Origin of the sequence: Bacillus sp. JJ1562 (assembly GCF_036962705.1) — a bacterium.
Classification (GTDB): domain Bacteria; phylum Bacillota; class Bacilli; order Bacillales; family Bacillaceae_L; genus Ferdinandcohnia.
This window is the reverse complement of sequence record NZ_JBALOQ010000025.1, coordinates 15,769-36,315: the sequence shown is the minus strand read 5'-3', so window position 1 is coordinate 36,315 and position 20,547 is coordinate 15,769. Positions and strand designations below refer to the sequence as shown.

Annotated in this window: 18 protein-coding genes; 4 read left to right on the top strand and 14 right to left on the bottom strand. The window is 36.9% G+C overall.

What is annotated here, in order from left to right; translation table 11 throughout:
• Positions 1-62: 62 nt before the first annotated feature.
• The 6 genes from V7097_RS16975 to V7097_RS16950 all read right to left on the bottom strand — a co-directional run bounded on the left by V7097_RS16975 (position 63) and on the right by V7097_RS16950 (position 6,112).
• A complete protein-coding gene (locus tag V7097_RS16975) occupies positions 63-1,163 on the bottom strand; it encodes an ABC transporter permease (RefSeq protein WP_335704824.1) in 1,101 nt (366 codons plus the stop codon).
• Positions 1,160-2,428, bottom strand: coding sequence for an ABC transporter permease (locus V7097_RS16970; protein ID WP_335704823.1), 1,269 nt, complete (start codon positions 2,426-2,428; stop codon positions 1,160-1,162). The genes V7097_RS16975 and V7097_RS16970 overlap by 4 nt, the downstream gene beginning before the upstream one ends.
• An 11-nt stretch (positions 2,429-2,439) precedes the next feature.
• Positions 2,440-3,372 carry an ABC transporter ATP-binding protein gene (locus tag V7097_RS16965; RefSeq protein WP_335704822.1) on the bottom strand — a complete coding sequence of 311 codons (933 nt, stop codon included), beginning with the start codon at positions 3,370-3,372 and terminating at the stop codon, positions 2,440-2,442.
• 126 nt (positions 3,373-3,498) lie between these two features.
• The gene (locus V7097_RS16960) at positions 3,499-4,131 is read right to left on the bottom strand and encodes a response regulator transcription factor (protein WP_335704821.1); all 633 of its coding nucleotides are present in this window, start codon (positions 4,129-4,131) and stop codon (positions 3,499-3,501) included.
• Positions 4,128-5,261, bottom strand: coding sequence for a sensor histidine kinase (locus tag V7097_RS16955; RefSeq protein WP_335704820.1), 1,134 nt, complete (start codon positions 5,259-5,261; stop codon positions 4,128-4,130). Before V7097_RS16955 ends, V7097_RS16960 begins: the two co-directional genes overlap by 4 nt.
• A 131-nt stretch (positions 5,262-5,392) precedes the next feature.
• A complete protein-coding gene (locus V7097_RS16950) occupies positions 5,393-6,112 on the bottom strand; it encodes a TerC family protein (RefSeq protein ID WP_335704819.1) in 720 nt (239 codons plus the stop codon).
• 258 nt (positions 6,113-6,370) lie between these two features.
• Here V7097_RS16950 and V7097_RS16945 point away from each other — a divergent pair, with 258 nt between their 5' ends.
• Positions 6,371-6,790 carry an SRPBCC family protein gene (locus V7097_RS16945; RefSeq protein WP_335704818.1) on the top strand — a complete coding sequence of 140 codons (420 nt, stop codon included), beginning with the start codon at positions 6,371-6,373 and terminating at the stop codon, positions 6,788-6,790.
• Complete coding sequence (locus tag V7097_RS16940) at positions 6,787-7,155, top strand: ArsR/SmtB family transcription factor (RefSeq protein ID WP_335704817.1); 369 nt, start codon at positions 6,787-6,789, stop codon at positions 7,153-7,155. Before V7097_RS16945 ends, V7097_RS16940 begins: the two co-directional genes overlap by 4 nt.
• Positions 7,156-7,461: 306 nt before the next feature.
• Here V7097_RS16940 and V7097_RS16935 read toward each other — a convergent pair whose 3' ends face one another.
• From V7097_RS16935 to V7097_RS16920, 4 genes are all read right to left on the bottom strand, one after another.
• Positions 7,462-8,658: an ATP-binding protein gene (locus V7097_RS16935; protein WP_335704816.1), complete on the bottom strand. Its 1,197-nt coding sequence runs from the start codon at positions 8,656-8,658 to the stop codon at positions 7,462-7,464.
• Positions 8,659-8,766: 108 nt separating this feature from the next.
• On the bottom strand, positions 8,767-9,447 hold the full coding sequence (locus tag V7097_RS16930; protein WP_335704815.1) for a Na-translocating system protein MpsC family protein: 681 nt from the start codon (positions 9,445-9,447) through the stop codon (positions 8,767-8,769).
• Positions 9,448-9,588: 141 nt separating this feature from the next.
• The gene (locus V7097_RS16925) at positions 9,589-10,278 is read right to left on the bottom strand and encodes a Na-translocating system protein MpsC family protein (protein WP_335704814.1); all 690 of its coding nucleotides are present in this window, start codon (positions 10,276-10,278) and stop codon (positions 9,589-9,591) included.
• A 228-nt stretch (positions 10,279-10,506) separates the two neighbouring features.
• Positions 10,507-11,835, bottom strand: a complete 1,329-nt coding sequence (locus tag V7097_RS16920; protein WP_335704813.1) for a polysaccharide biosynthesis protein — start codon at positions 11,833-11,835, stop codon at positions 10,507-10,509.
• Between the two features lie 296 nt (positions 11,836-12,131).
• Between V7097_RS16920 and V7097_RS16915 the strand changes: the two genes are divergently transcribed.
• Complete coding sequence (locus V7097_RS16915; RefSeq protein WP_335704812.1) at positions 12,132-13,688, top strand: ABC-F family ATP-binding cassette domain-containing protein; 1,557 nt, start codon at positions 12,132-12,134, stop codon at positions 13,686-13,688.
• 23 nt (positions 13,689-13,711) lie between these two features.
• Here V7097_RS16915 and helD read toward each other — a convergent pair whose 3' ends face one another.
• Positions 13,712-16,012 carry an RNA polymerase recycling motor HelD gene (gene helD, locus V7097_RS16910; RefSeq protein WP_335704811.1) on the bottom strand — a complete coding sequence of 767 codons (2,301 nt, stop codon included), beginning with the start codon at positions 16,010-16,012 and terminating at the stop codon, positions 13,712-13,714.
• Positions 16,013-16,284: 272 nt separating this feature from the next.
• Between helD and V7097_RS16905 the strand changes: the two genes are divergently transcribed.
• Positions 16,285-16,509 carry a hypothetical protein gene (locus V7097_RS16905; RefSeq protein ID WP_335704810.1) on the top strand — a complete coding sequence of 75 codons (225 nt, stop codon included), beginning with the start codon at positions 16,285-16,287 and terminating at the stop codon, positions 16,507-16,509.
• 76 nt (positions 16,510-16,585) lie between these two features.
• On the opposite strand, the gene V7097_RS16900 is transcribed toward V7097_RS16905, so the two are convergent.
• From V7097_RS16900 to V7097_RS16890, 3 genes are all read right to left on the bottom strand, one after another.
• Positions 16,586-17,821 carry an ATP-binding protein gene (locus tag V7097_RS16900; RefSeq protein WP_335704809.1) on the bottom strand — a complete coding sequence of 412 codons (1,236 nt, stop codon included), beginning with the start codon at positions 17,819-17,821 and terminating at the stop codon, positions 16,586-16,588.
• A 36-nt stretch (positions 17,822-17,857) separates the two neighbouring features.
• On the bottom strand, positions 17,858-19,060 hold the full coding sequence (locus tag V7097_RS16895) for a hypothetical protein (RefSeq protein WP_335704808.1): 1,203 nt from the start codon (positions 19,058-19,060) through the stop codon (positions 17,858-17,860).
• Positions 19,061-19,242: 182 nt separating this feature from the next.
• Positions 19,243-20,388 carry an HD-GYP domain-containing protein gene (locus V7097_RS16890; protein ID WP_335704807.1) on the bottom strand — a complete coding sequence of 382 codons (1,146 nt, stop codon included), beginning with the start codon at positions 20,386-20,388 and terminating at the stop codon, positions 19,243-19,245.
• Positions 20,389-20,547: the final 159 nt, after the last annotated feature.

Below are 20,547 nucleotides of genomic sequence, written 5' to 3'. Positions count from 1 at the left end.
ACTTGTTCTAACATCAAATAAGGAACCACAGGAACCGTCCCTGTGGTTCTTCCTATAACTTCCTACGCACTTCTGCGTTCTACCAGATTAATCCCTATTCCCATTGCTACTATCCCGATCAACAGCATAAGCAATAGAGACAACATCACATCTTGTAGCCCTGCATTATAAAAAATAACATTCATTATTGCCTCCATGGCATGGGCCATTGGAAAAAGATCGGCAATGAATAAAAGTACAGGATTGGTAATCGTTCCTGGCATCATGTAGGCACCGCTAACAAGCGGTATAAGCGGAATCACTGAAGGATATACTGCATAAAACTGCTCTGGAGTCTTTACAAAACCGGTAATTAACATAGCAACGCATATCATACTAAAAGTAAAGACCGCAGCAATTAAAATAATTATCCACAGATTATCCCCTACCTCATAATTCATTACATATTTAAATAACAAAAGTACGACTATAATTTGAAACAGCGTGATTAAGAAACTGTACAATAAATAACCACAATACATACTTGTTTTACTTATCGGTGACAAAATCATTCGATCCCATATTCCAGATATCTTGTCGTGCGTGACATTATTAACCTTAAAGCCAAGAATAAACATCGAAATTAAGAAAGTAAAAGCAAATAATAATTGTGTACTCATGTTAAAATTAGGAATTTCTTCACTATCAAGCCCTTGAGCTTGCATTTGAAACGGAGGATCTGCCAGATAGTCCTCAATTTCACCCCGTATATTCTCATTTTTTCCTAATTTAGCAATCGCATTAATTTGAGCCTCTCGTTGAAATACTTTCTCAACATGTTGTTCAACATAATAGACGCTCGGAAGCTTACTTGTAATGACTAATCTATAATCATTCTCCATTAATTTTACTGCCACATCCGTGTTTCCATCTCTTACATTTTCACGAGCCTTATCTGGGGATATAATTTCAAAGACAAAGGATTCATCAACATTCAATAACTTTTCCCACTTTTTCTCGATTTCAGTCGAATTCTCTTCCTCACTGAAAATGGCAACAGTTGTCGGTGTATTAACCCCCCCACCAAACAATAGGGTAGCGAGAATGCTTCCAGCAATAAATAATAAAAGCATTAAAGGATTTCGTCTATCTTTAGCAAATTGTGCCCATACTACTGAATTCACTTCGCATCCCCCCTTTTCGGAAAAAAGGCTAAACCAATCATGGTACATAGTAAAAAGATCCCTACCAATATTAGGCTCGGCATGACTATAGCGGATAGCTCTTCAAATTGAATCCACTCCGTTACCATAACCATAAATAGACCATTTGGTGTCCATTCACCAATTTGTTGTAACCAATCAGGTAATAAATAAATAGGAACAAAGTTTCCTCCGATTACACCAAACAAGAGAATAATTAACAAGAAAACTCCATTTGCCGCATCAATATTGTTCATTCTCAGAGAAATAGTGGTGAAGACGGCAGCTAAACCAGCAATTGACAACGAAAGTAAGGTAATAAACCCAATAGTGCCCAACCAAAAGGCAAAAGATCGATCAGGAAACACATCTAGGATAAAGTGAGAAAAAATCATGACGAAAGTAGTTTGTAACAATGCTAAGAAAAATGTCGACACCATTTTCCCGATTAAATAGTTGATTGGGTTACTATTTGTTAATAAAATTCGATTGAATACTTGTTCCCTAATTTCACCCCCTGTTTTTGTAGCTACTGTTGCTGCTATGAATATTGCGAACAATGCTCCCATCGCAATCGTAAAATATTGGGCTAATGTGAAACTTTCCCCCGCTCCTACTTCCTCAAAACCTCCTTCTGGAAGAATCACATCTGCCTTTGTTACACTGTCAACCTTTTGGAGCGCAAACTGATAATTCAAATGATCAATAAAACTATTAATGATATTGTACAAAGTACTATTGTTATTCGTTTCTTTTTCCATCTTAAATTTCAAGAACTTTGTCGGAGTTTCTCCTCGAAAGGCCGCATATAAACTATCAGCGGTAAACCCTTCAGGTATGACTAAAATACCGTCTAGATCGCCCTTCTCGACTTTATTTACCGCTTCTTCTTCCTCCAGTTTATGAACCGTCACCCATTCCTTTACTTCCTCACTGTTAAGATAATGGAATAACATTTGAACAGGCTGCAAATTGCTAGCTTGCTCCACTATCTCTAATGCTTCCTCTTCTCTGAACGAGGATTCCGTAATCAATTTTTCTTTCAATCTTTCCATAGACTTTGTCTGATCATCCTGATTGACGACAGCTACCTGTAAATCCATAGACAACTCATCATCATTTCCAAACATACCGGCAAAAGCAAAATTCAATACGATTACTAATAGGATAGGAAGTAAGAGTATCGAAATAATTTCTTTTCGGTCACGCCAAAATATTAACAAATCTTTTTTTATAAAATTTAGCATCCCTATCCCCCTTAATCCCGTAACGTACGCCCTGTCAAATGAAGAAATACGTCCTCCAAACTAGGCGTTTCAGTTTGAAAATTGATCAATTCTATATGATGTTTTTCAGTAAGGTGGACGAGCTTACTTATCAAATTGCTCCCCTTTTTCGAGATAATCTTCATTTCCAAGCTAGACGCCTCTACCTTACGTATCCCCTCAATCATTTTTACATGCTCAACAAATGATTCATCCATCCTATTTACCACAACTTTGATTGTATCCTCTGTAGACAAAATACTAAGTAACTCAGCTTTTGTACCCGCTGCAATAATTTCACCATGATCCATAATGTATAATCGATCACAAAGCTGTTCAACTTCCTCCATATAATGACTTGTGTAAAGAATTGTTGTACCATCTTTCTTATTTAACATTCGAACAGTTTCTAGAATATGATTTCGCGATTGAGGATCAATCCCCACCGTTGGCTCATCTAAAATAAGGATTTTCGGTCGATGCAATAAGGCTGCTGCAATGTTTATTCTTCGCTTCATACCACCGGAAAATGTCTTAACTAGATCCTTTTGACGATCTTCTAGTCCAACAATTTCTAATGCTTCTTGAATGCTTTTTTCAAGCTCCATTCCTTTCATTTTATAAATAGAACCGAAAAATTTAAGATTCTCATACGCTGTCAATTCCTGATAGAGTGCAATTTCTTGTGGAACAACACCCAGTATTTTTCTAATTTCTCCTGGATGATCAATCGTGTTTTTACCATTTAGCTTTATCTCTCCGCTAGTAGGCTTTATTAATGTTGAAATCATTGAAATTGTTGTAGATTTCCCTGCTCCATTCGGCCCTATCAAACCGACTGATTCACCATTATTCAGAAATAAATTAACATCTTGAACAGCGAACTTCCCTTTGTACGACTTACTTAAACGGATTGTTTCAATCATGAATTTGCCTCCTTACATCTCGTTTATTGCTTTATAAAGGCATCATAAAACAAAAAAACCAAAGTCACTACTGACAATGGTCATTCTACAAACAATCTATTGTTACTTTCGTCATTTTTCTTTTTCTCAGACCATTCGGTTGCGAATTGCATAAATCGCTAGCTGTGTACGATCCCTGAGTTCTAATTTTTCTAAAATATGACTGGTTTGATTCTTAACCGTCCCTACTGATAACCCTAGTGTTTCCGCTACCTCCTTATTATTCATTCCTTCTCCCACACACTTTATAATCGCTCTTTCCCTTGGGGTTAAAGTCGGATCAATCGACTGCTCCTCTTGATTGTGGAGCAAAACAGGCATTACCTTTGCAGCAACCTGCTCCTCTAGAGTAAGACCACCGCTAACTGCATTTTTAATCGAACGAATCAATGATTCAGTATCTCCGTTTTTTAGCATATAACCACTTACACCAAGCTTTAGAGCATCCATCACTAATTGATTATCATCAAATGTGGTTAACATGATAATTTTCAGGTGAGGATAACGAGAGCGTAAAATCTTGGCAGCTTCAATCCCGTCCATTTCAGGCATACGTATATCTAATATTGCCACATCAAAAACATGCTTTTCACAAAGACTGACCGCTTTCTTGCCATTATCAGCTTCGCCTGTTACTTCAATCTCATCAGCTGTTTCGATCATCGCCTTTAGTCCTTGGCGCACCATCACCTGATCCTCTGCTAGCAATACCTTAATCATATTCCACCTCGTTCTATTAAAAACAAACTTCCTCTAACTACAAATTGGCGTTCACCTTGAGAAATTTCTAATGAACCTCCTACTTTTTCCAATCGTTCTCGCATCGCCTTTAACCCGTATCCTTCTTGAAAAAAAGGGTTATGAGGTGTTTCGTTTAAGACTTCAAATCGAAAAATACTTCCTCCAGGAGATTCAAACAAGACTAGTGCCTCTCTTGTAGAGCTATGTTTCATTATATTAGTTAGAGCCTCTTGTACAGCTCGATATATTGCGAAAGACTGCTCCCCTGTCAAAGGGGCAGCAAATGCCCCATGTTTAACAGAGAAATTAATTTTCATAAAGCTTTCCATTTCTAGCTTACGAATTAACCGAATAACACCTTGGAGTCCACCAACATCTTTTTGCTTAAAGGATTTTACAGCTCGTCTTGTTTCCTCTAAGCTTTGATCGGCAAGCTCTTTAAATTTTAGAATCTTTTCTTTGTCCTTTTCATCTGCCGTTAGACGAAAAACCTCTAATTGCATTAACAACGCTGTGAGTTTATGCCCAACCGAATCATGTATTTCATGACCAATCATGTTCCGCTCATCCTGCCTTGCTTGCTCTTCTTCAATCACAAGCTGCCTTTTCATCCGTCTATATTCATCTAATAAAGCATTATTCTTTTGACGCACTTCTATTTCTCGTATATGTATATTTTGATAATGCAATAATGCTAACACTAATAATAGATAAAAAAGTCCACACCACGCTAATTGGAAATAGGAAAGATCAGCCACCAATGAAATCCACGTAGCACATCCGAGTTGAACGAACATCACAATCAAACTCTGTGCACGGCCTAGATAAAAGAAAGCCTCAGCTAAAATCAAAGCGTGAAATAAAAATAGATACGGATTTAGTTCAGAGTCTATGGGGTAGAAGATGACAATTGTTGTAAGTAGTTGTATAGAAAACAAAACGGTAAGTACGATCGGTTTTCCTATAAAAAGAGGAGTAATAAACAAGATGATAAACAATAAACATATACCTGCTAATCTTACTACGTTTGAACCTAGAGGAAATTCTAAGAAGGCAAATACCGAAACAACACAATAAATTGATAGCCAAACAAAATACGTCTTTTTCATATATCAAATCACCTCCACCAATAAATTATACTATGATTCACCAAAGGGACCAAGGGGACGGTTCTCCTGGTCCCTGGTACCAGTTCTAATATAAAAAGGAACCACAGGGACCGTCCCTGTGGTTCTATTCATTATGCAGTATGTTGTAATTCTTCTTTTTTCGCTGCAATTTTTTTGTTTTTAAGATATCCAATTCCTAATACAAGAATGGTTAAAACAGCTGCGATTAAGTATGTTACTGGTCCATGTTCAATATGAAGGAAGTTTGTAAATCCTTCATCCTTCAATACCATTTCTCCTGCAGTCCAAGCAAGAATACCTGCTCCGACATAAGCAATCCAAGCATATTTGTTCATTGCTTTTACAATGAATTTAGAACCAAAGATCATAATTGGAATACTTATTAGAACTCCAAGTGCAATCATGCCAATGTGCCCGTCTGCAGCACCTGCAACGGCAACAACATTATCAAGACTCATTACCGCATCCGCCATAATAATTGTACCAATCGCTGACATTATGCCAGTTGAAGATTTCACATGTGCATCACCTTCTTCTTCAACCAATACTTTATAGGCGATGAAAAGAAGCAATGCTCCACCAATTACATTCACAAACGGAATTTTTAATAAGTAAACAATGATAGCGGCAAATAAAATACGTAAAATAACAGCACCTGCTGTTCCCCAAAAGATTGCTCTATTTTGCTGTTCTTTTGGAAGGTTTCTAGTTGCCATCGCGATTACAACAGCATTGTCTCCAGATAAAATAATATCAATTGCAATGATTTTTAATAATGCGATTGTCGCACCTGATGAGATAGCTAGTCCAAGAATAGTTGGCATATCCATAGGGTAATTCCCCCTCAATTAATATTGTAAAATAGTTAAATTTTAATTACATAATCTAGCATACTCCTATTTTTTGTCACTTTCAATATTTGACCTTAAGAATCTTGCTTACATAACTCCCACAATTATCCATCAGTTCTTTTTTCAAAATGAACATACTATTGTAATATACCCTTCTTGACATAACACCTTTTGGTTATATATAATCAAAATACGAAACCAAAAGGTTTTATTTTAACCTCAAAAGGAGAATGATTTATGGCAACTGTACCTGATATAAAACAAACTGTATTAATTGAAGCACCGATTCAAAAAGTATGGGAACTTGTGTCGAAAGGCGAGGCAATCGGATCGTGGTTTATGCCAAATGATTTAGTAGCAGAGGAAGGACACGAATTTCATATTCAATCTCCATTTGGACCTTCTCCGTGTAAGGTTCTAGAGGTTGAGCCACCACATCGCCTAACTTTTTCTTGGGACACAGAGGGCTGGTATGTAGAGTTTCTATTAAAAGAAATTGACGGCAATACAGAGTTTACCCTCATTCATGGTGGCTGGAAGGATTCTGAAGAAATCGTTGGAAAAGCTCAGCGTTCAGCTGCTGAGATTCGTGAAACAATGAATGGCGGTTGGGCAGGCATCGTACAAAAGCTTCGTCGGGTGGCGACAAACGAGTGAGTGAGTCTGCTCAAAAATATGATGTGTTCCAAGCAATTGCTGATCCAACCCGGAGAGAGGTGCTGCGCCTCCTGTCAAAAAAGGAATTGCCTATTTCGGAAATCACAAGCCATTTTTCAATGAGCCGGACGGCTGTGACCAAGCATCTTCACATTCTTTCAGAGGCGAATTTAGTGAGCGGCAAAAAAGTGGGAAGAGAAAAACGCTATAGCCTCCAGCCTGAATCTTTTTCGGAGCTACATGAATGGCTTGCGTATTTCGACCAGTTCTGGAACAACAAGCTATCGATATTAAAGCATATCGCCGAGAATGGTCAGGATAGTGGGTTAAAAGTGGTGAAGCCTACTGTTGAAGATGGTGAGTAGGTTGGATGAAACACTTATCTTAAATATGTGTCTTGGGTTCAGGTCTTCATCTTTTTGATGAAGGCCTGAACTTTATTATGGAGGTGAGCTTCGGTCTTCAGCGATAAAATGAAGAACGATTTCCATTATTTCTACTTCTTTTTCGGTCTTCATAACCCTGATGAAGACCGAAATTCTTTATTCTCACCTTTTTTTCGGTACCTCATAACACCAATGAAAGACTTTACGTACGAACTCCGGCTCCATTCGGTCCTTCATAACCCCGATGAAGAACTTTTCCTACTTCATTCCAAAACAAAAAGGACTTCATCCCAAATGAAGACCTTCTTCTTTAATAGGCAACAGAATTTCCACTGTTGTTCCTTGGTTTTCGACACTATCAATTGTCATTTGGCCACCGTGTTCTTGGATGATGGTTTGGCATATCATTAGACCGAGTCCGGTTCCTTTTTCCTTTGTGGTAAAGAACGCCTTGCCAATCCTCGGTAGCTTGTCAGCCGGTATCCCGGAACCATTGTCGGCAATCCGAATCATCGCATTACCACCTTTAGGATACAGTGAAATATCGATGAGTCCCCCATCTTCTATTGCTTCAATGCTATTTTTCAAAATATTGATGAAAACCTGCTTCAGCTTATTTTCCTCACAATTGATGAGCGCGTCTTTCAGATCATCATGATAGGCTGTCTTAATTCGGATATTATGAAGAATTGCTTGGGTGTCTAACAAAAACACAACCTCATTTAGCACATTTGTGATACTTTGCTGTCGCAATTGCAGTTTCTTCGGCTTTGCAAGCAATAGCATCTCGTCGACAATCCTATTTATCCGATCTATTTCAGACACCATAATTTCGGAATAGGCGTTAGCTTTTTCATCCTGCAAAAGCTGAGCAAATCCCTTTAAGCTTGTAAGTGGATTCCGAATTTCGTGGGCGATGCCTGCTGCCATCTCTCCCACCATTGAAAGCTTATCCGTTTGTTGAATAAGTTCCTGACCCTTTTTCAACTCAGTTATGTCACGGACTACTATATATTGGAAACTTTCTCCTTGATACGTAATCGGCATCATTTTAATTTCTACATCTATCTCGCCCAATGTAGGGTGGTCAATTATCCCCTCCGTAATCCTTTTAAATTTATGTCCTTTTTCAATTTTTCTAGTTGATTTTTCAGAATCGGATTGTATAAAGTCATCCAGTTGATGCCCAATAACTGATCTCCCATCATCCGCTCCAATTAGATATTTCCCCGTATCATTAACATAGATGATTTCCTCTCTACGCATAAGCAAAATTGCATATGGGGCATTTTCCACGAGAAAGCGGAACTCCCTATTTTTACGTGATTCATGAATGGATAATATTGTAGCAATGAGAGCAATCAGTAAGAGAAAGGGCTCCCATCGATTCATAAGTTCAACATAAAAGAATTGACCTAAAATCAAAATCACACAACATAGAAAAACTGTAAAATTTAACACCTTCCATCTTCTATTTCCCATTTCTCCCCAACCTTTATCTCTAATTCTAATGAAAAAGGCCTAACTTCATAAAGAAGTTAGGCCATGACGAAGGCTTGTCCAAATAAGACATCCTCGCATTTACCGTGTTTATTTTAAAATAAAACAAATTAAGCTGTTATCATTTTGAAAGTTCCAGTCAACAAATATATCCGTTACGGCTCGTTGAAAAACCTGATCAAATTTTCCATAGCGGTGCAGATAGCTTTTTTCAAGATCGTCCTTTGCAAAATGAAGCTCCTTCACAAAGCCTTCTTCAATTAACGCCTTTTCAATCGGAACCAAGATTCCTTCACGCTTCACGATAAAAATCTTCGAGGTAATTTGAAAACTAAATGTTGCTTCCGGCGTCTTTTCGACAAGAAGACTGATCCGAGCGACTTCAGATTCAAGAAGTGAAAAATTAACTTCCTCATTCTTTTCCATTGGCATTAATGGATCATTAAACTCTGCAATAATGATACCTGTGTTATTCGGAAAGTTCCAATCATGAAAAAAGGTCTTTACTTCCACATCAAGCGTTACCTGGAATACACCTTTTAACTCAGCTAAAATACTTGTAATCACAACGTCCCTTGCATGATCCACCTGAACACGCTGATTCTCCTGTAAAAGAACCTCTTCCATTGGAGAGATAAAGCCACGTATGTGCAGGACTAGAAAGTGATCAGCTGTAACCGCAGAACAGGACTCAGGTCCTCTACCAAATTTATTTCGGAGTAGTTTGCTTGTGTAACTGCTTATGTACTTTAATTTTTCCTGTAAATTCATGTGATTCCCACCTTTTAGGAATTCACCACAATAACCAATGACTTCATATTCACCAGCCTATATTATTGTAGCATCGTTTCCCTTTCATTTCCATGTTTACACTATAGTTTGTCAACTTTGGTGGGAATTATGAAAACAATCTCACTTACAATAAAAGATTTTATAGCTTTCATCATTTTTGTAATTCCAAATCATAAAAATATCAGTAATTTCTTTTTTGATGATTTTGTTAAATCGATATATATTTGCATCGTATCTTTTTCGAATTTTATTTTCTCTTTCCTCAAGGATATGCATTCCTTTTTCGATGAGGATTCTTTCAATTGGTAGTAAGTAGCCAGCACTTCTTATGATATAAATCAATTCACCAATCTTTGTGAAATTCTGTTCGTTTGGTTGATATTGATAAAATTCGCTTTGCTTACTGATTTCGTTTCGAAGCAGCATAAATTCAAGCGAATTTTCCATTTCGGCCTTCTGTTCTGCTTTTACTACTGCGAGCAAAACCCCCGTGTTTTTTTGAAAATTCCAGTCCTGATATAGTTGGGTGATGGGTTTATCACATATTTCTTCCAACATTTCCTGTATCGGGTCTAGAAGGTCTACCATGATATTTTTTCGAATCTTACCAGCAGTCGTATAATCCTCTTTCCTGACAAGTTCATATTCAATTTTTGTCATAAATTTTTTGATATGAACGATAATATATTGATCGGAAATCGATGTATAACAAGTTTCTGGTCCTTTTCCAAACTTAGATTTAATTAGTTTACTAACATAGCTACTAATCTGTGTTAACTCTTCCTGTTTTGTAATGTTGCTCCTCGACATGCGATCCATAATCCTCCTAAAAAACAATAAAAAAATGGCCTAACCTCTACATAAATAGAAGCTAGGCCATGGTTAGACTTATTCGTATTCTACCATTTACCAATCTTTGCAAAATTGTATTTTTAAATTTTACTAGTTAAATTTATCAATAAAATATGTGATTAATGACAGCTAGACACTAATCATGCTCATTATATCACGAAGTTACATCAATAACAAATAATATAATTAAGCAGGAGTACCTAAAAACTTTGTTGAAATCACGGAGACGCCAATTTTTCTACAGATAGTGACATAATGCATCAAAGCAAGTAAGACGGCACCCATGTTCATGCCAATGATGATTCCTTCCATTTGCAGTGTTTGGAGAGAACCTAAAGTGAACATTATAGCAAAGGATACGACTGTTGACCATACATTATGGATGAATGCATCCTTCACTAATCCAAGCCCGATTAAGTACGCCTGCATTGGAATTAAGAAGAAATGGAACAAGAAATAAGGCCACAGCATTTGTAAATAGACGGTTGCCGCTTGTGATTCAAAGAAAATCTGGGTGAGCGGTTCTGCGAAATAATAAAAAATCACACAGGCTGGGATGCCGTACAAGAATGTCATCCTCATCACCTGTTGGAGCAAGTTCTGCAGCATCGGCATATCCCGCTTTGCATAAGCTTCAGACACCGTTGGAATTAACACAATGAGCAATGAATGTGCAATGAACGCTGGGAAAAAGCCAATTGTTAAAGCCACCCCTGTCATCAATCCAAAATGCTCGGTTGCCACTCCTGCTGGCATACCCGCTTTCAGTAGTGCGGTTTTAATGAGAAATGGCTGAACCGCATGAGAGATTGCATGAAATATTCGCATCCCGGTCGTTGGCAAAGAGACAGCAAGTAGGTTTTGCCGTACCACTTTTCCGCTTAAAGATGAATTGGGTCTTTGGCCCAATTTTCGATAGTGGATGAGATATTCAAAGCCTAAATATCCAAACACGATCAAATCACTAGCGACAATGGTACATAGGGCAATTAAAATCGAAGTCTGAATTTCAAATTCAAGCAATTGGTAAATGAACACTAACAAAATTAATTGCACGGCCTTACGTAGAAAGTTCGCAAAGGCAATGCGTCCCATTGATTGAATCCCCATAAAATAGCCCCTGGCAATCGATAAAAATGAAACAATCGGGATAAATATGATGACTAGCCACTTTACAAATGGATGGTATTCATCGAATAAAGGTATGACCGGTAAAATGACAAAAGCTAAGGAAATAATAATAGCCGAAAACACCGTTACTAAAACGGTCGCGTGCTTTAACATGCTGCGGTGGTACCTGTCCTCTTTTTCTGCGACAAATTTCGAGATGGATACAGGCAGCTCAAGACTTGCTAAAATGACAACTAAAAAAATGGATGGCAGGATTGTCATATATAACCCCATTCCATGCCCACCGAGTTCTTTTGCTAGAACGAGATTGATAAAAAATTCAACACATTCACCAATAAATGCCGCGATAATCAGTAACAACGTCCCTTTAAAAAATGTCTTCATCACGAGAGCCCCTTAATTATTTTTTCAATACTATATGAATATGAGACAAGTCCGCAGATTATTTGACGAAAAGAAAATTTTTACTTTACTTCTAAAAAAGTACCCTTTCCAACCCGTTGATTTCTCGTTTATAATCGGTATATGTGTGTGAACCATAGGGACGGTTCTACTGGTCCCTATTGATTTTGTTTTTTTCAAAACCGCGGAACCATGAGAACCGTCCCCGCGGTCCCAATATTCTTAAAACCACGGAACCACGGGGACCGTCCCCTTGGTCCAGAAAAAGGTGTAAATAGATGAGTATATTAACAGTTTCAAATGTGAGCCACGGTTTTGGTGATCGTGCGATTTTTAATGATGTTTCGTTTCGTCTTTTAAAGGGTGAGCATATCGGGTTGATAGGAGCAAATGGTGAAGGTAAATCAACTTTCATGAATATCATCACTGGTAAGATTGAGCCTGATGCAGGTAAGATTGAATGGTCAAAAAATGTCCGAGTTGGATATCTGGATCAGCATACTGTCCTTGAAAAAGGAATGACGATTCGTGATGTGTTAAACAACGCCTTCAAATACCTGTTTGATATGGAAGCGGAAATGAATGAGCTTTACGGAAGAATGGGTGACGCCACTCCTGAAGAGCTTGAAAAAATGCTTGAGGATGTTGGAATCATTCAGGATACCCTTACAAACAATGACTTTTATGTGATTGATGCAAAGGTTGACGAAATTGCCCGTGGGTTGGGTCTTGAGGATATCGGTCTTGAACGTGATGTTCAGGATTTAAGTGGTGGGCAGCGTACGAAGGTCCTACTTGCGAAGCTTTTACTTGAAAAACCAGATATTCTTTTACTAGACGAGCCAACCAACTATTTAGATGAACAGCATATTATCTGGTTAAGACGTTATCTGCAAGAGTATGAAAATGCATTTATACTGATTTCGCATGATATCTCATTTTTAAATAGTGTCATCAATCTCATTTATCACATGGAAAATCAGGAGCTTAATCGCTATGTTGGGGATTATGATAACTTCCAAAAAGTATATGAAGTGAAAAAGCAACAGTTAGAGTCTGCTTATAAAAAGCAGCAGCAAGAAATCTCTGAGCTTAAGGACTTTGTTGCCCGGAACAAGGCACGTGTTTCTACAAGAAACATGGCAATGTCCCGTCAGAAGAAACTCGATAAAATGGAAGTTATTGAGCTGGCGAAGGAAAAACCAAAGCCAGAGTTCAATTTTAGAATTGGTAGAACATCAAGTAAGCTCATTTTTGAAACGAAGGATCTTGTCATTGGATATGATGAGCCACTTTCAAAACCACTGAGCCTTCGTATGGAACGTGGCCAAAAGATTGCCTTAGTTGGAGCAAACGGAATCGGAAAAACGACTTTGCTACGAAGCATCCTAGGCATGAATAATCCACTTTCCGGAACAGTTGAGCTTGGTGAAAATCAAGAAATTGGCTATTTCGAACAAGAGATCAAAGAAGCAAACTATAATACATGCATTGAAGAAATTTGGAGTGAGTTCCCATCCTTTAACCAATATGAGGTACGGGCTGCACTTGCTAAATGTGGTCTTACGACAAAGCATATTGAAAGTAAGGTTGAAGTGTTAAGTGGTGGGGAAAAAGCAAAGGTACGTCTTTGTAAGCTGATCAACAAAGACACAAACATCCTTCTTCTTGACGAGCCGACAAACCACCTTGATGTCGATGCGAAAGACGAGCTAATGCGTGCCCTTAAAGAATACAAAGGAAGTATGCTTCTCATCTGCCACGAGCCAGAATTTTATCAAGATGTCGTGACAGATGTGTGGAATGTTGAAACTTGGACAACGAAAGTATTCTAAAAAAACAAACGCAAAACACAATATTACGTGTTTTGCGTTTTTTCATATAATCCCTCATCCACTTTATCCAGTAGAAAATTGGTAAGATTAGTCCCGAAAAAATGGAGACGGTGCAACGGACGAGTCATGGATACATACAGGAGCTTGATATCTATTTCATTGTTATTAAATTTTTCCTCATTAGAATAGATAATCACGGCATCGAATTCTAAGCCCTTTGACAAATGCGAACTGACGATCACGACTTCTTCTTTATTTATCTCTTCATTTTCTTTTAAAAGCTGAACTGGGAGGTCACTGTATTTTTTAAAAGCTTTCGCTAACTTCTGACACTCTTTATTAGTCTTTCCAATTATTGCTACTGTTTTCATGTTTTCATCATAAAGATTTTGGATGACCTCTGCTATAGCATTCACCGTTTCTTTCTCCGACCCATTAATTTGATGAAAAGCAGGCCTCTCCCCATGGCGAACAACGGGCTCAACCAATGGTAAATCTAACTCTAGCAGATCGAGCAATTGATTTGCAGTGTTCATAATTTCAATTGTAGTCCGGTAGCTTTTTTGTAAAGTTTTATAGGTCGCTCTTGGAAAAATTTTATCAAGTACAGGCGTCCAATTGTTAATTCCTCGATAGGAATGGATTCCTTGCGCTAAATCGCCAACAATCGTGAACATATCCGTTTCAAGTGCTGTTTTTAGTGCAGCAAACTGAAAATAGCTATAATCCTGTGCCTCATCAATGACGACATTGCGGGCCTTCAATTCCTTCCTCACTCCATACAGCCTTGCCTTCAAATAAAGGAGCCCTGCTAAATCTTCAAGCTCATATTGCTTTGATTTCTGCAGCTGTTTTTGATAATCCATAAAAAATTGAATTTGCTCGTCGGTTAGGAACCCGGAAGCATAAGTAGGAAAAAGCTCAGACACAAACTTTTGAAAATAATAGAACACATCATGGTGCGGCAGCTTTTTTATATAAGTATTAACAGCGGTACGAGATTGCTTGGTGATTTCTTCGACAAGCGCTGCCTTTTTATCAAGGGCTTTCGTCACATAGCGACGACGTTTTTCCGGGTCAATTTTCGTTTTAAACAACACGTTATCAAGCTTATCATCATAAAACTTCGTTACCTTATGAATCATGTTTTTCTTTTGCAAGCGGACTGTGTTTTGAAGCACCTTTTTCACCTTATCAATCCGTTTATAATAAGGAAGATAACGATATTCATAGGTCATCAAATGATGGATATCTCTCGCTTTGTAAAGTTTAAATTTCGAGACAAAGAAGTCCTCCTGTGGCAGCAATGAGCTTAAAATATCATCAACATAATGCTCCAGCATATCCCGGTATTCGAGTGAGCCTTTGAATGCTGAAATCCACTTAATCATATCAGGATTTTTGAACTCGTCATGGATAAATCCAAGCAGCTTACCATCTGACTTTGTGAGCTTAAACGGTTTTCCGAGGCATTTTTTCACAAAATCAACATAGGTTGTCTGCAGTATATGATCAACACCCAGCTCTGGGAGCACTTCTGAAATATAATCAATGAAAAGTCGGTTTGGTGCGAGAATCATCAGTTGATCAGGTGAAAAATATTCTGCATAGGTGTAGATAAAATACGAGATTCGATGCAGGGCAATTGTGGTTTTTCCACTTCCCGCTGCACCCTGAACAATAATTGGCTTGTTAAGATCAGCACGGATGATGTTGTTTTGCTCTTCTTGAATGGTTGAAACAATATCAGTTAGCCGATTGCTTGCACTTTCAGATAAAGATTTCTGGAGAAGCTCATCTGTAGTTGTTAAATCAACATCCCGAATTTCCTCAAGCTTCCCCTCTTCAATGATGAACTGACGCTTTAAGGATAAATACCCCTCAAATTCCTCACCCTCAGCTTCGTATGAGACATCCCCAAGGCGACCATCATAATAAAGGTTCGCAACAGGTGAGCGCCAATCGACAATGATTGGCTGCTGGGTTTCCTTATCAAAGAGAGATACCTTTCCAAAGTAGAGAATCTCCTCATTTCCTGTTTCTTCTCGTTTAAAATTAATCCGAGCAAAATAAGGTTTGGGACGGTTTCTCTTAAGGCTTCGTACCTCTTCATTGGTCCTTCTTAGCAAGGTTGAATTCGTTAACATATTTAGATAGCTCAAACTACTATCTTTGAAGTCAGCACCATCCAAAGCTCCCTTCAAGTTTTCCCGAAAGTTTTCTTCAGTTGACTCTGAAGCCTGAATGACAATATCCATATACTTTTTCGTAAAATCTAACCGCTCTGCTTCCACCTCAAACTCCGGATGCTTCTCCTCCGTCATCCAACCACCTCCATTTAACGTAGAAAAACCATGAATTTGCTGCAATCCACGGTAAAAAGAACAAATTATTCCGACAAAAGACGTAATTTTGATTATAGTATACCACTTTCATGAAGGCAACCTATTTTTTCCTTTTTTAAAGTATACAATTTTTAGCGCTTTCATCTTACGTACATTGAGAAAATGGTGTATAATTTTAATTAAGTTCACAAATTATCCACAAATTGTTGACATACATAAACATCGGAAAATCAATAGAGGGGGATTAGTTCATGATTCGCACAGGGGTGGCTGCATTTTTGAGTGTCTTTTTGTTGCTCTTTGAAGGCTTTGTTGTGATCAAGTTAAAAGGGTACACTGGCATTTATTTTGGAGATATACATCTGTTAGTAAGCGTGCTCGCTATGAATTTCTTTTTTGCATTTTCCATCCTAACGCACATCAAGATTTGGATTAAAAATAAAGGCGCCGAGAGAACAGAGGCTGGTATGAAATAATCCTTAATCGTAAAACAGGTCTATGTCGCCTGTTTTTTTGTTTCCTCAAAAATAAGCCAACTCCCTTTGAGTTGGCTTATTGGGCAATTGGTAATATAATTTCTACTTTTGTTCCATTTCCTTCTTTACTTTCGAGATTAATTTTTCCATGATGGTCTTCAATGATTTTTCTAGACACCATAAGACCTAGCCCTGTTCCATAGTCTTTTGTTGTAAAAAATGGCTGAAACAGCTTTTCTTGTACATCTATAGGAATTCCACATCCATCATCGCAAATCCGAATGGACACTTTATTATCAGCAATTTGGCTACCTTCAATCGTTAGTTTTCCGCCCTCAGGCATGGACTCAAACCCATTTTTAATGAGATTTAAGAACACTTGCTTCATTTGTTTCTCGTCACACTCAATGGGTGGAAAAGACTCATCCATTTTCAGATCAACCTCAATATTTTTCCCTTGTTCAGATTTCTCAATTATCGAAATGACATATCCAAGTAATTCCTTTAAATTGCAATGCGCCACATTTATTTGCCTCGGCTTACCGATAACAAGTAAATCATTCAAGATTGAATCAATACGATCGATTTCTTGCTCCATTATTGAATACTGCAGGTCATCCTCTTTATGCTTTTCCCGTTGAAGCTGGGTAAACCCTTTTAATGACGCCAACGGATTGCGAATCTCATGCCCAATAGTCGTCGCCATTTGCCCTACAAACGCAAGCTTCTCCTTATTCCGAAGCTCCTCATGCGTTTTCGTCAAAGCCTTCGTGAATGAGTTGAAACGGGTTAAGAGGATGTAGGCTATAAGTGCAAATACACAAATAAGCAAGATTGGAAACAACATCATTATACCATTTCCTAATAAAAGGCCAATCAAACTATATTTCAGTATGATCCCAATTGTAACTGTCAAAAAGAATCTATTATTTATAAAGATTGGAGCAAATAGCAAAAGGGCAATTTCGGCCACATTACCATTTTGATAGGATTCAATTGAAGTCCCCATGAAGGTAATAATGTCATCAAATGTTGTTACCATATAATATGTCATGACATACATGTATTTTATGACATATGGTTTATCAATTCTCTTCAAATAATAAGAAAAAGGAATAAGGATAATCATGATGAAATAAGTCCAAAAGCCCAATATAGTAGGAAGCCCAGTCTTTGCATGGATAATAATTGGATATAAATAATAATAGATAAAATCATAAATAACTAAAACACTATAAAACAATAGTAAATATAGACGTAAAGCTTTCTTCTCTTCATGCATAAGAAGAGAGCCATCATTTAGGTAAGTCATATTTTTCCTCACTTAGTAGATGCATTATGTGTTTTATTATATATTATTTTCCCCACCTGAGTATATAGTCCTATAATTTTTCCTATTTCCGTATTTTTTCGTCAATGAAAAGAAAAGTAATAAAAACATAATCAAAAACTGTGTACAAAAAACGACAGCATCCCAAAATTGAAGGGTTGACACGGATTCAGTAAACCCAGGAAGCACATTCTTCATCATATATACTAATTGAGGTATATAATAAAAGCCAAACATTGAGAAGGTCAATAAAATTCCAATCAAAAAGAAAAAGGAATAGAAAACAATCACTCTATTTTTAAGTTCTGATTGTTTTTTTGCAACAAGACCCTTGATAAATTCAATTCCACTTTCCATCAAATTATAATTACCAGTACTATTTTCAAATACATAATAAAGGTCTGTCTTCATGTAAATACAGCACTGATAAATAATTCGTATGACAATATCAAACGTTATTAAGCCTAAAATTCCATCCATTGTCCCAACCGTAAATGGATTAGTCATTTTTATAATCAATGCTAGAAAAAGAATGACACTATCAAAATAGATTCCCGCTAGAAACAACAGGTTTCGATCCTTTGAAGAAAGCCTCCATGCTTGCGTAAGATCTGTTTCGAATACAACAAAAAACAATCGATTGCCAATTTGTAATCGAGTAGGTAGATCAAACGAGCGAATCGCCAAAATATGGCCGCTTTCGTGAATAAAGATTAAAACGATTGATAATCCTGCATACAAAAGAATATTAAACATCATCGTATCAAAAACAAATAAATCCTGATATCGCGGAAAAAGATCCGTATGACTTATAAAAAATATAATATTCACTAATAAAAGTAATGGATAGAAAAAGCGAGTAAACCGATTAAAGAAGATCTGTCCTATTTTTGGCGAAATCCATTTAAGCCCTAATTCTTCATGAGTACCTGCCTTTTCTACACTTACTTTATTTCCATCAACCATTTCTACCAAATCTAAATCTAATAATTGTTGGCCAAAGTCTATTAAATCCACTTCTTCATTTGGATATTTCTTCACGAGTAGGTGTTCTATTTCACCAAGCGATAAACCGTTATTAATTAACTCTATTGCATCTATACAGACTACTGGCATTTCATAGAATTCATGAGTTACCAAATCTTCAATAATATACTGTTTATTATCTTTCCGAATCTCTAACTCATGTAAACTTAAAATAGATTCAATAGTTAATTGCAATCTTCACACCTACCCTTTTTATTCATAATAAAAGGATGCTTTAGTTTATTTTTAAGCATCCTCTTTTTTATTAATATTTTGGACCACCAGGAACAAATCCACACCACCAGCATGTAGCTTTAATTTTATTTAGCTTTTTGATTTTCATTATTTTCACCTCCTATTTTTATATTTTTTCTATTCTATGATTCTTTTTGAATATCAATCCATTGTGGATAGACTTTTATAAATAATTCCACAAGGTTTGGATCAAATTGGGTGCCCTCTCCTTGAAGGATACGGTTATATGCCTCTTCTACAGGCAATGCTCCTCGATATGAACGTGATGAAGTCATTGCATCAAACGCATCTGCTATTGCGGTAATCCGAGCATTTAATGGAATATCATTTCCCTTAAGTTGTTCTGGATAGCCTTTTCCATCCCATCTCTCGTGATGTGATCTTATAATACTTAAGCTTGAACCAAGGCCTTCTACACTTTTTACTGCCTCTACCCCTACAACTGGATGTGTTTTGATAACCTCATATTCTTCATTTGTTAATTTTGCAGGCTTCATTAAAATTGAATCTGGAATATTTACCTTACCAATATCATGTAATAGACAGGCATAGTTGAAGGATTTCAATTCATTTTTTGAGAAAACTCCCAATTCTTTTGCTAATATCATTGCATATTTTGCAACTCGCTCACTATGACCTCTAGTATATGGGTCCTTTAGTTCAAGGGCTGCAATAACACCTTTTACAATCCCCTCCATTTGTTGATCATAAGATGTGCTTAAAGCAGTGATATAGCTCTGAAATCTATTTAAGAAAATATAAGCTATTATTGCAATTACAATTGTTAAAACAATAGGAAAAGCGACTAGTGTATTTGCGAGTAGTCCGCCTAGTAGTAAGTATTTTATAATCAAGCCTATTGCAACTGTCCAGAAATACCTTTTATTCACAAAAATTGGAGAAAACAATACTAAGAAAACTTCTACTGCATTACCGCTTGAGAATAATTCAGGTTTATCCCAATACGTTATAAGTTCATTGATAAAACTTAGGATTGTATAAGTAAAGAAAAAATAATACTTGGTTAAGTATTGCTTGTTTTTCCTATTAATAATAATTAATAAGGGAATCAAAAGTAAGATCAGGGTATACATTACATAGGCAAACTTACTTGGAAACCCAGAAGGCATTCCTGGTACATAACTTGGATATATAAAGTAAAAAAAGATATCATAGCCAATTAGAATAATAAAAAATAATGTACTAAACCAAGTTACAGTCCTTTTTTCCTCATATAAAAATACCGATTTTTTATCCATTTTCTGCATCTCTTTTTCTCCATTTTCTCTTATATTTCTAGATATATATGCAAAAGTCCTTCTTTTATTACAAAAAAGGGACAAAAGTCACAGACGTATTTCGTCAATTATCGACTTTATCATTATAAACCATCCGTCCTACAAACTGAATAGTAAGTATGATATAAA

Bases quoted from the DNA above. Each gene is read 5' to 3' on its own strand.
- V7097_RS16970 (WP_335704823.1), bottom strand. From the start codon at position 2,428: ATGCTAAATTTTATAAAAAAAGATTTGTTAATATTTTGGCGTGACCGA.
- V7097_RS16965 (WP_335704822.1), bottom strand. From the start codon at position 3,372: ATGATTGAAACAATCCGTTTAAGTAAGTCGTACAAAGGGAAGTTCGCT.
- V7097_RS16960 (WP_335704821.1), bottom strand. From the start codon at position 4,131: ATGATTAAGGTATTGCTAGCAGAGGATCAGGTGATGGTGCGCCAAGGA.
- V7097_RS16955 (WP_335704820.1), bottom strand. From the start codon at position 5,261: ATGAAAAAGACGTATTTTGTTTGGCTATCAATTTATTGTGTTGTTTCG.
- V7097_RS16950 (WP_335704819.1), bottom strand. From the start codon at position 6,112: ATGGATATGCCAACTATTCTTGGACTAGCTATCTCATCAGGTGCGACA.
- V7097_RS16945 (WP_335704818.1), top strand. From the start codon at position 6,371: ATGGCAACTGTACCTGATATAAAACAAACTGTATTAATTGAAGCACCG.
- V7097_RS16935 (WP_335704816.1), bottom strand. From the start codon at position 8,658: ATGGGAAATAGAAGATGGAAGGTGTTAAATTTTACAGTTTTTCTATGT.
- V7097_RS16930 (WP_335704815.1), bottom strand. From the start codon at position 9,447: ATGAATTTACAGGAAAAATTAAAGTACATAAGCAGTTACACAAGCAAA.
- V7097_RS16925 (WP_335704814.1), bottom strand. From the start codon at position 10,278: ATGTCGAGGAGCAACATTACAAAACAGGAAGAGTTAACACAGATTAGT.
- V7097_RS16920 (WP_335704813.1), bottom strand. From the start codon at position 11,835: ATGAAGACATTTTTTAAAGGGACGTTGTTACTGATTATCGCGGCATTT.
- V7097_RS16915 (WP_335704812.1), top strand. From the start codon at position 12,132: ATGAGTATATTAACAGTTTCAAATGTGAGCCACGGTTTTGGTGATCGT.
- helD (WP_335704811.1), bottom strand. From the start codon at position 16,012: ATGACGGAGGAGAAGCATCCGGAGTTTGAGGTGGAAGCAGAGCGGTTA.
- V7097_RS16905 (WP_335704810.1), top strand. From the start codon at position 16,285: ATGATTCGCACAGGGGTGGCTGCATTTTTGAGTGTCTTTTTGTTGCTC.
- V7097_RS16900 (WP_335704809.1), bottom strand. From the start codon at position 17,821: ATGACTTACCTAAATGATGGCTCTCTTCTTATGCATGAAGAGAAGAAA.
- V7097_RS16890 (WP_335704807.1), bottom strand. From the start codon at position 20,388: ATGCAGAAAATGGATAAAAAATCGGTATTTTTATATGAGGAAAAAAGG.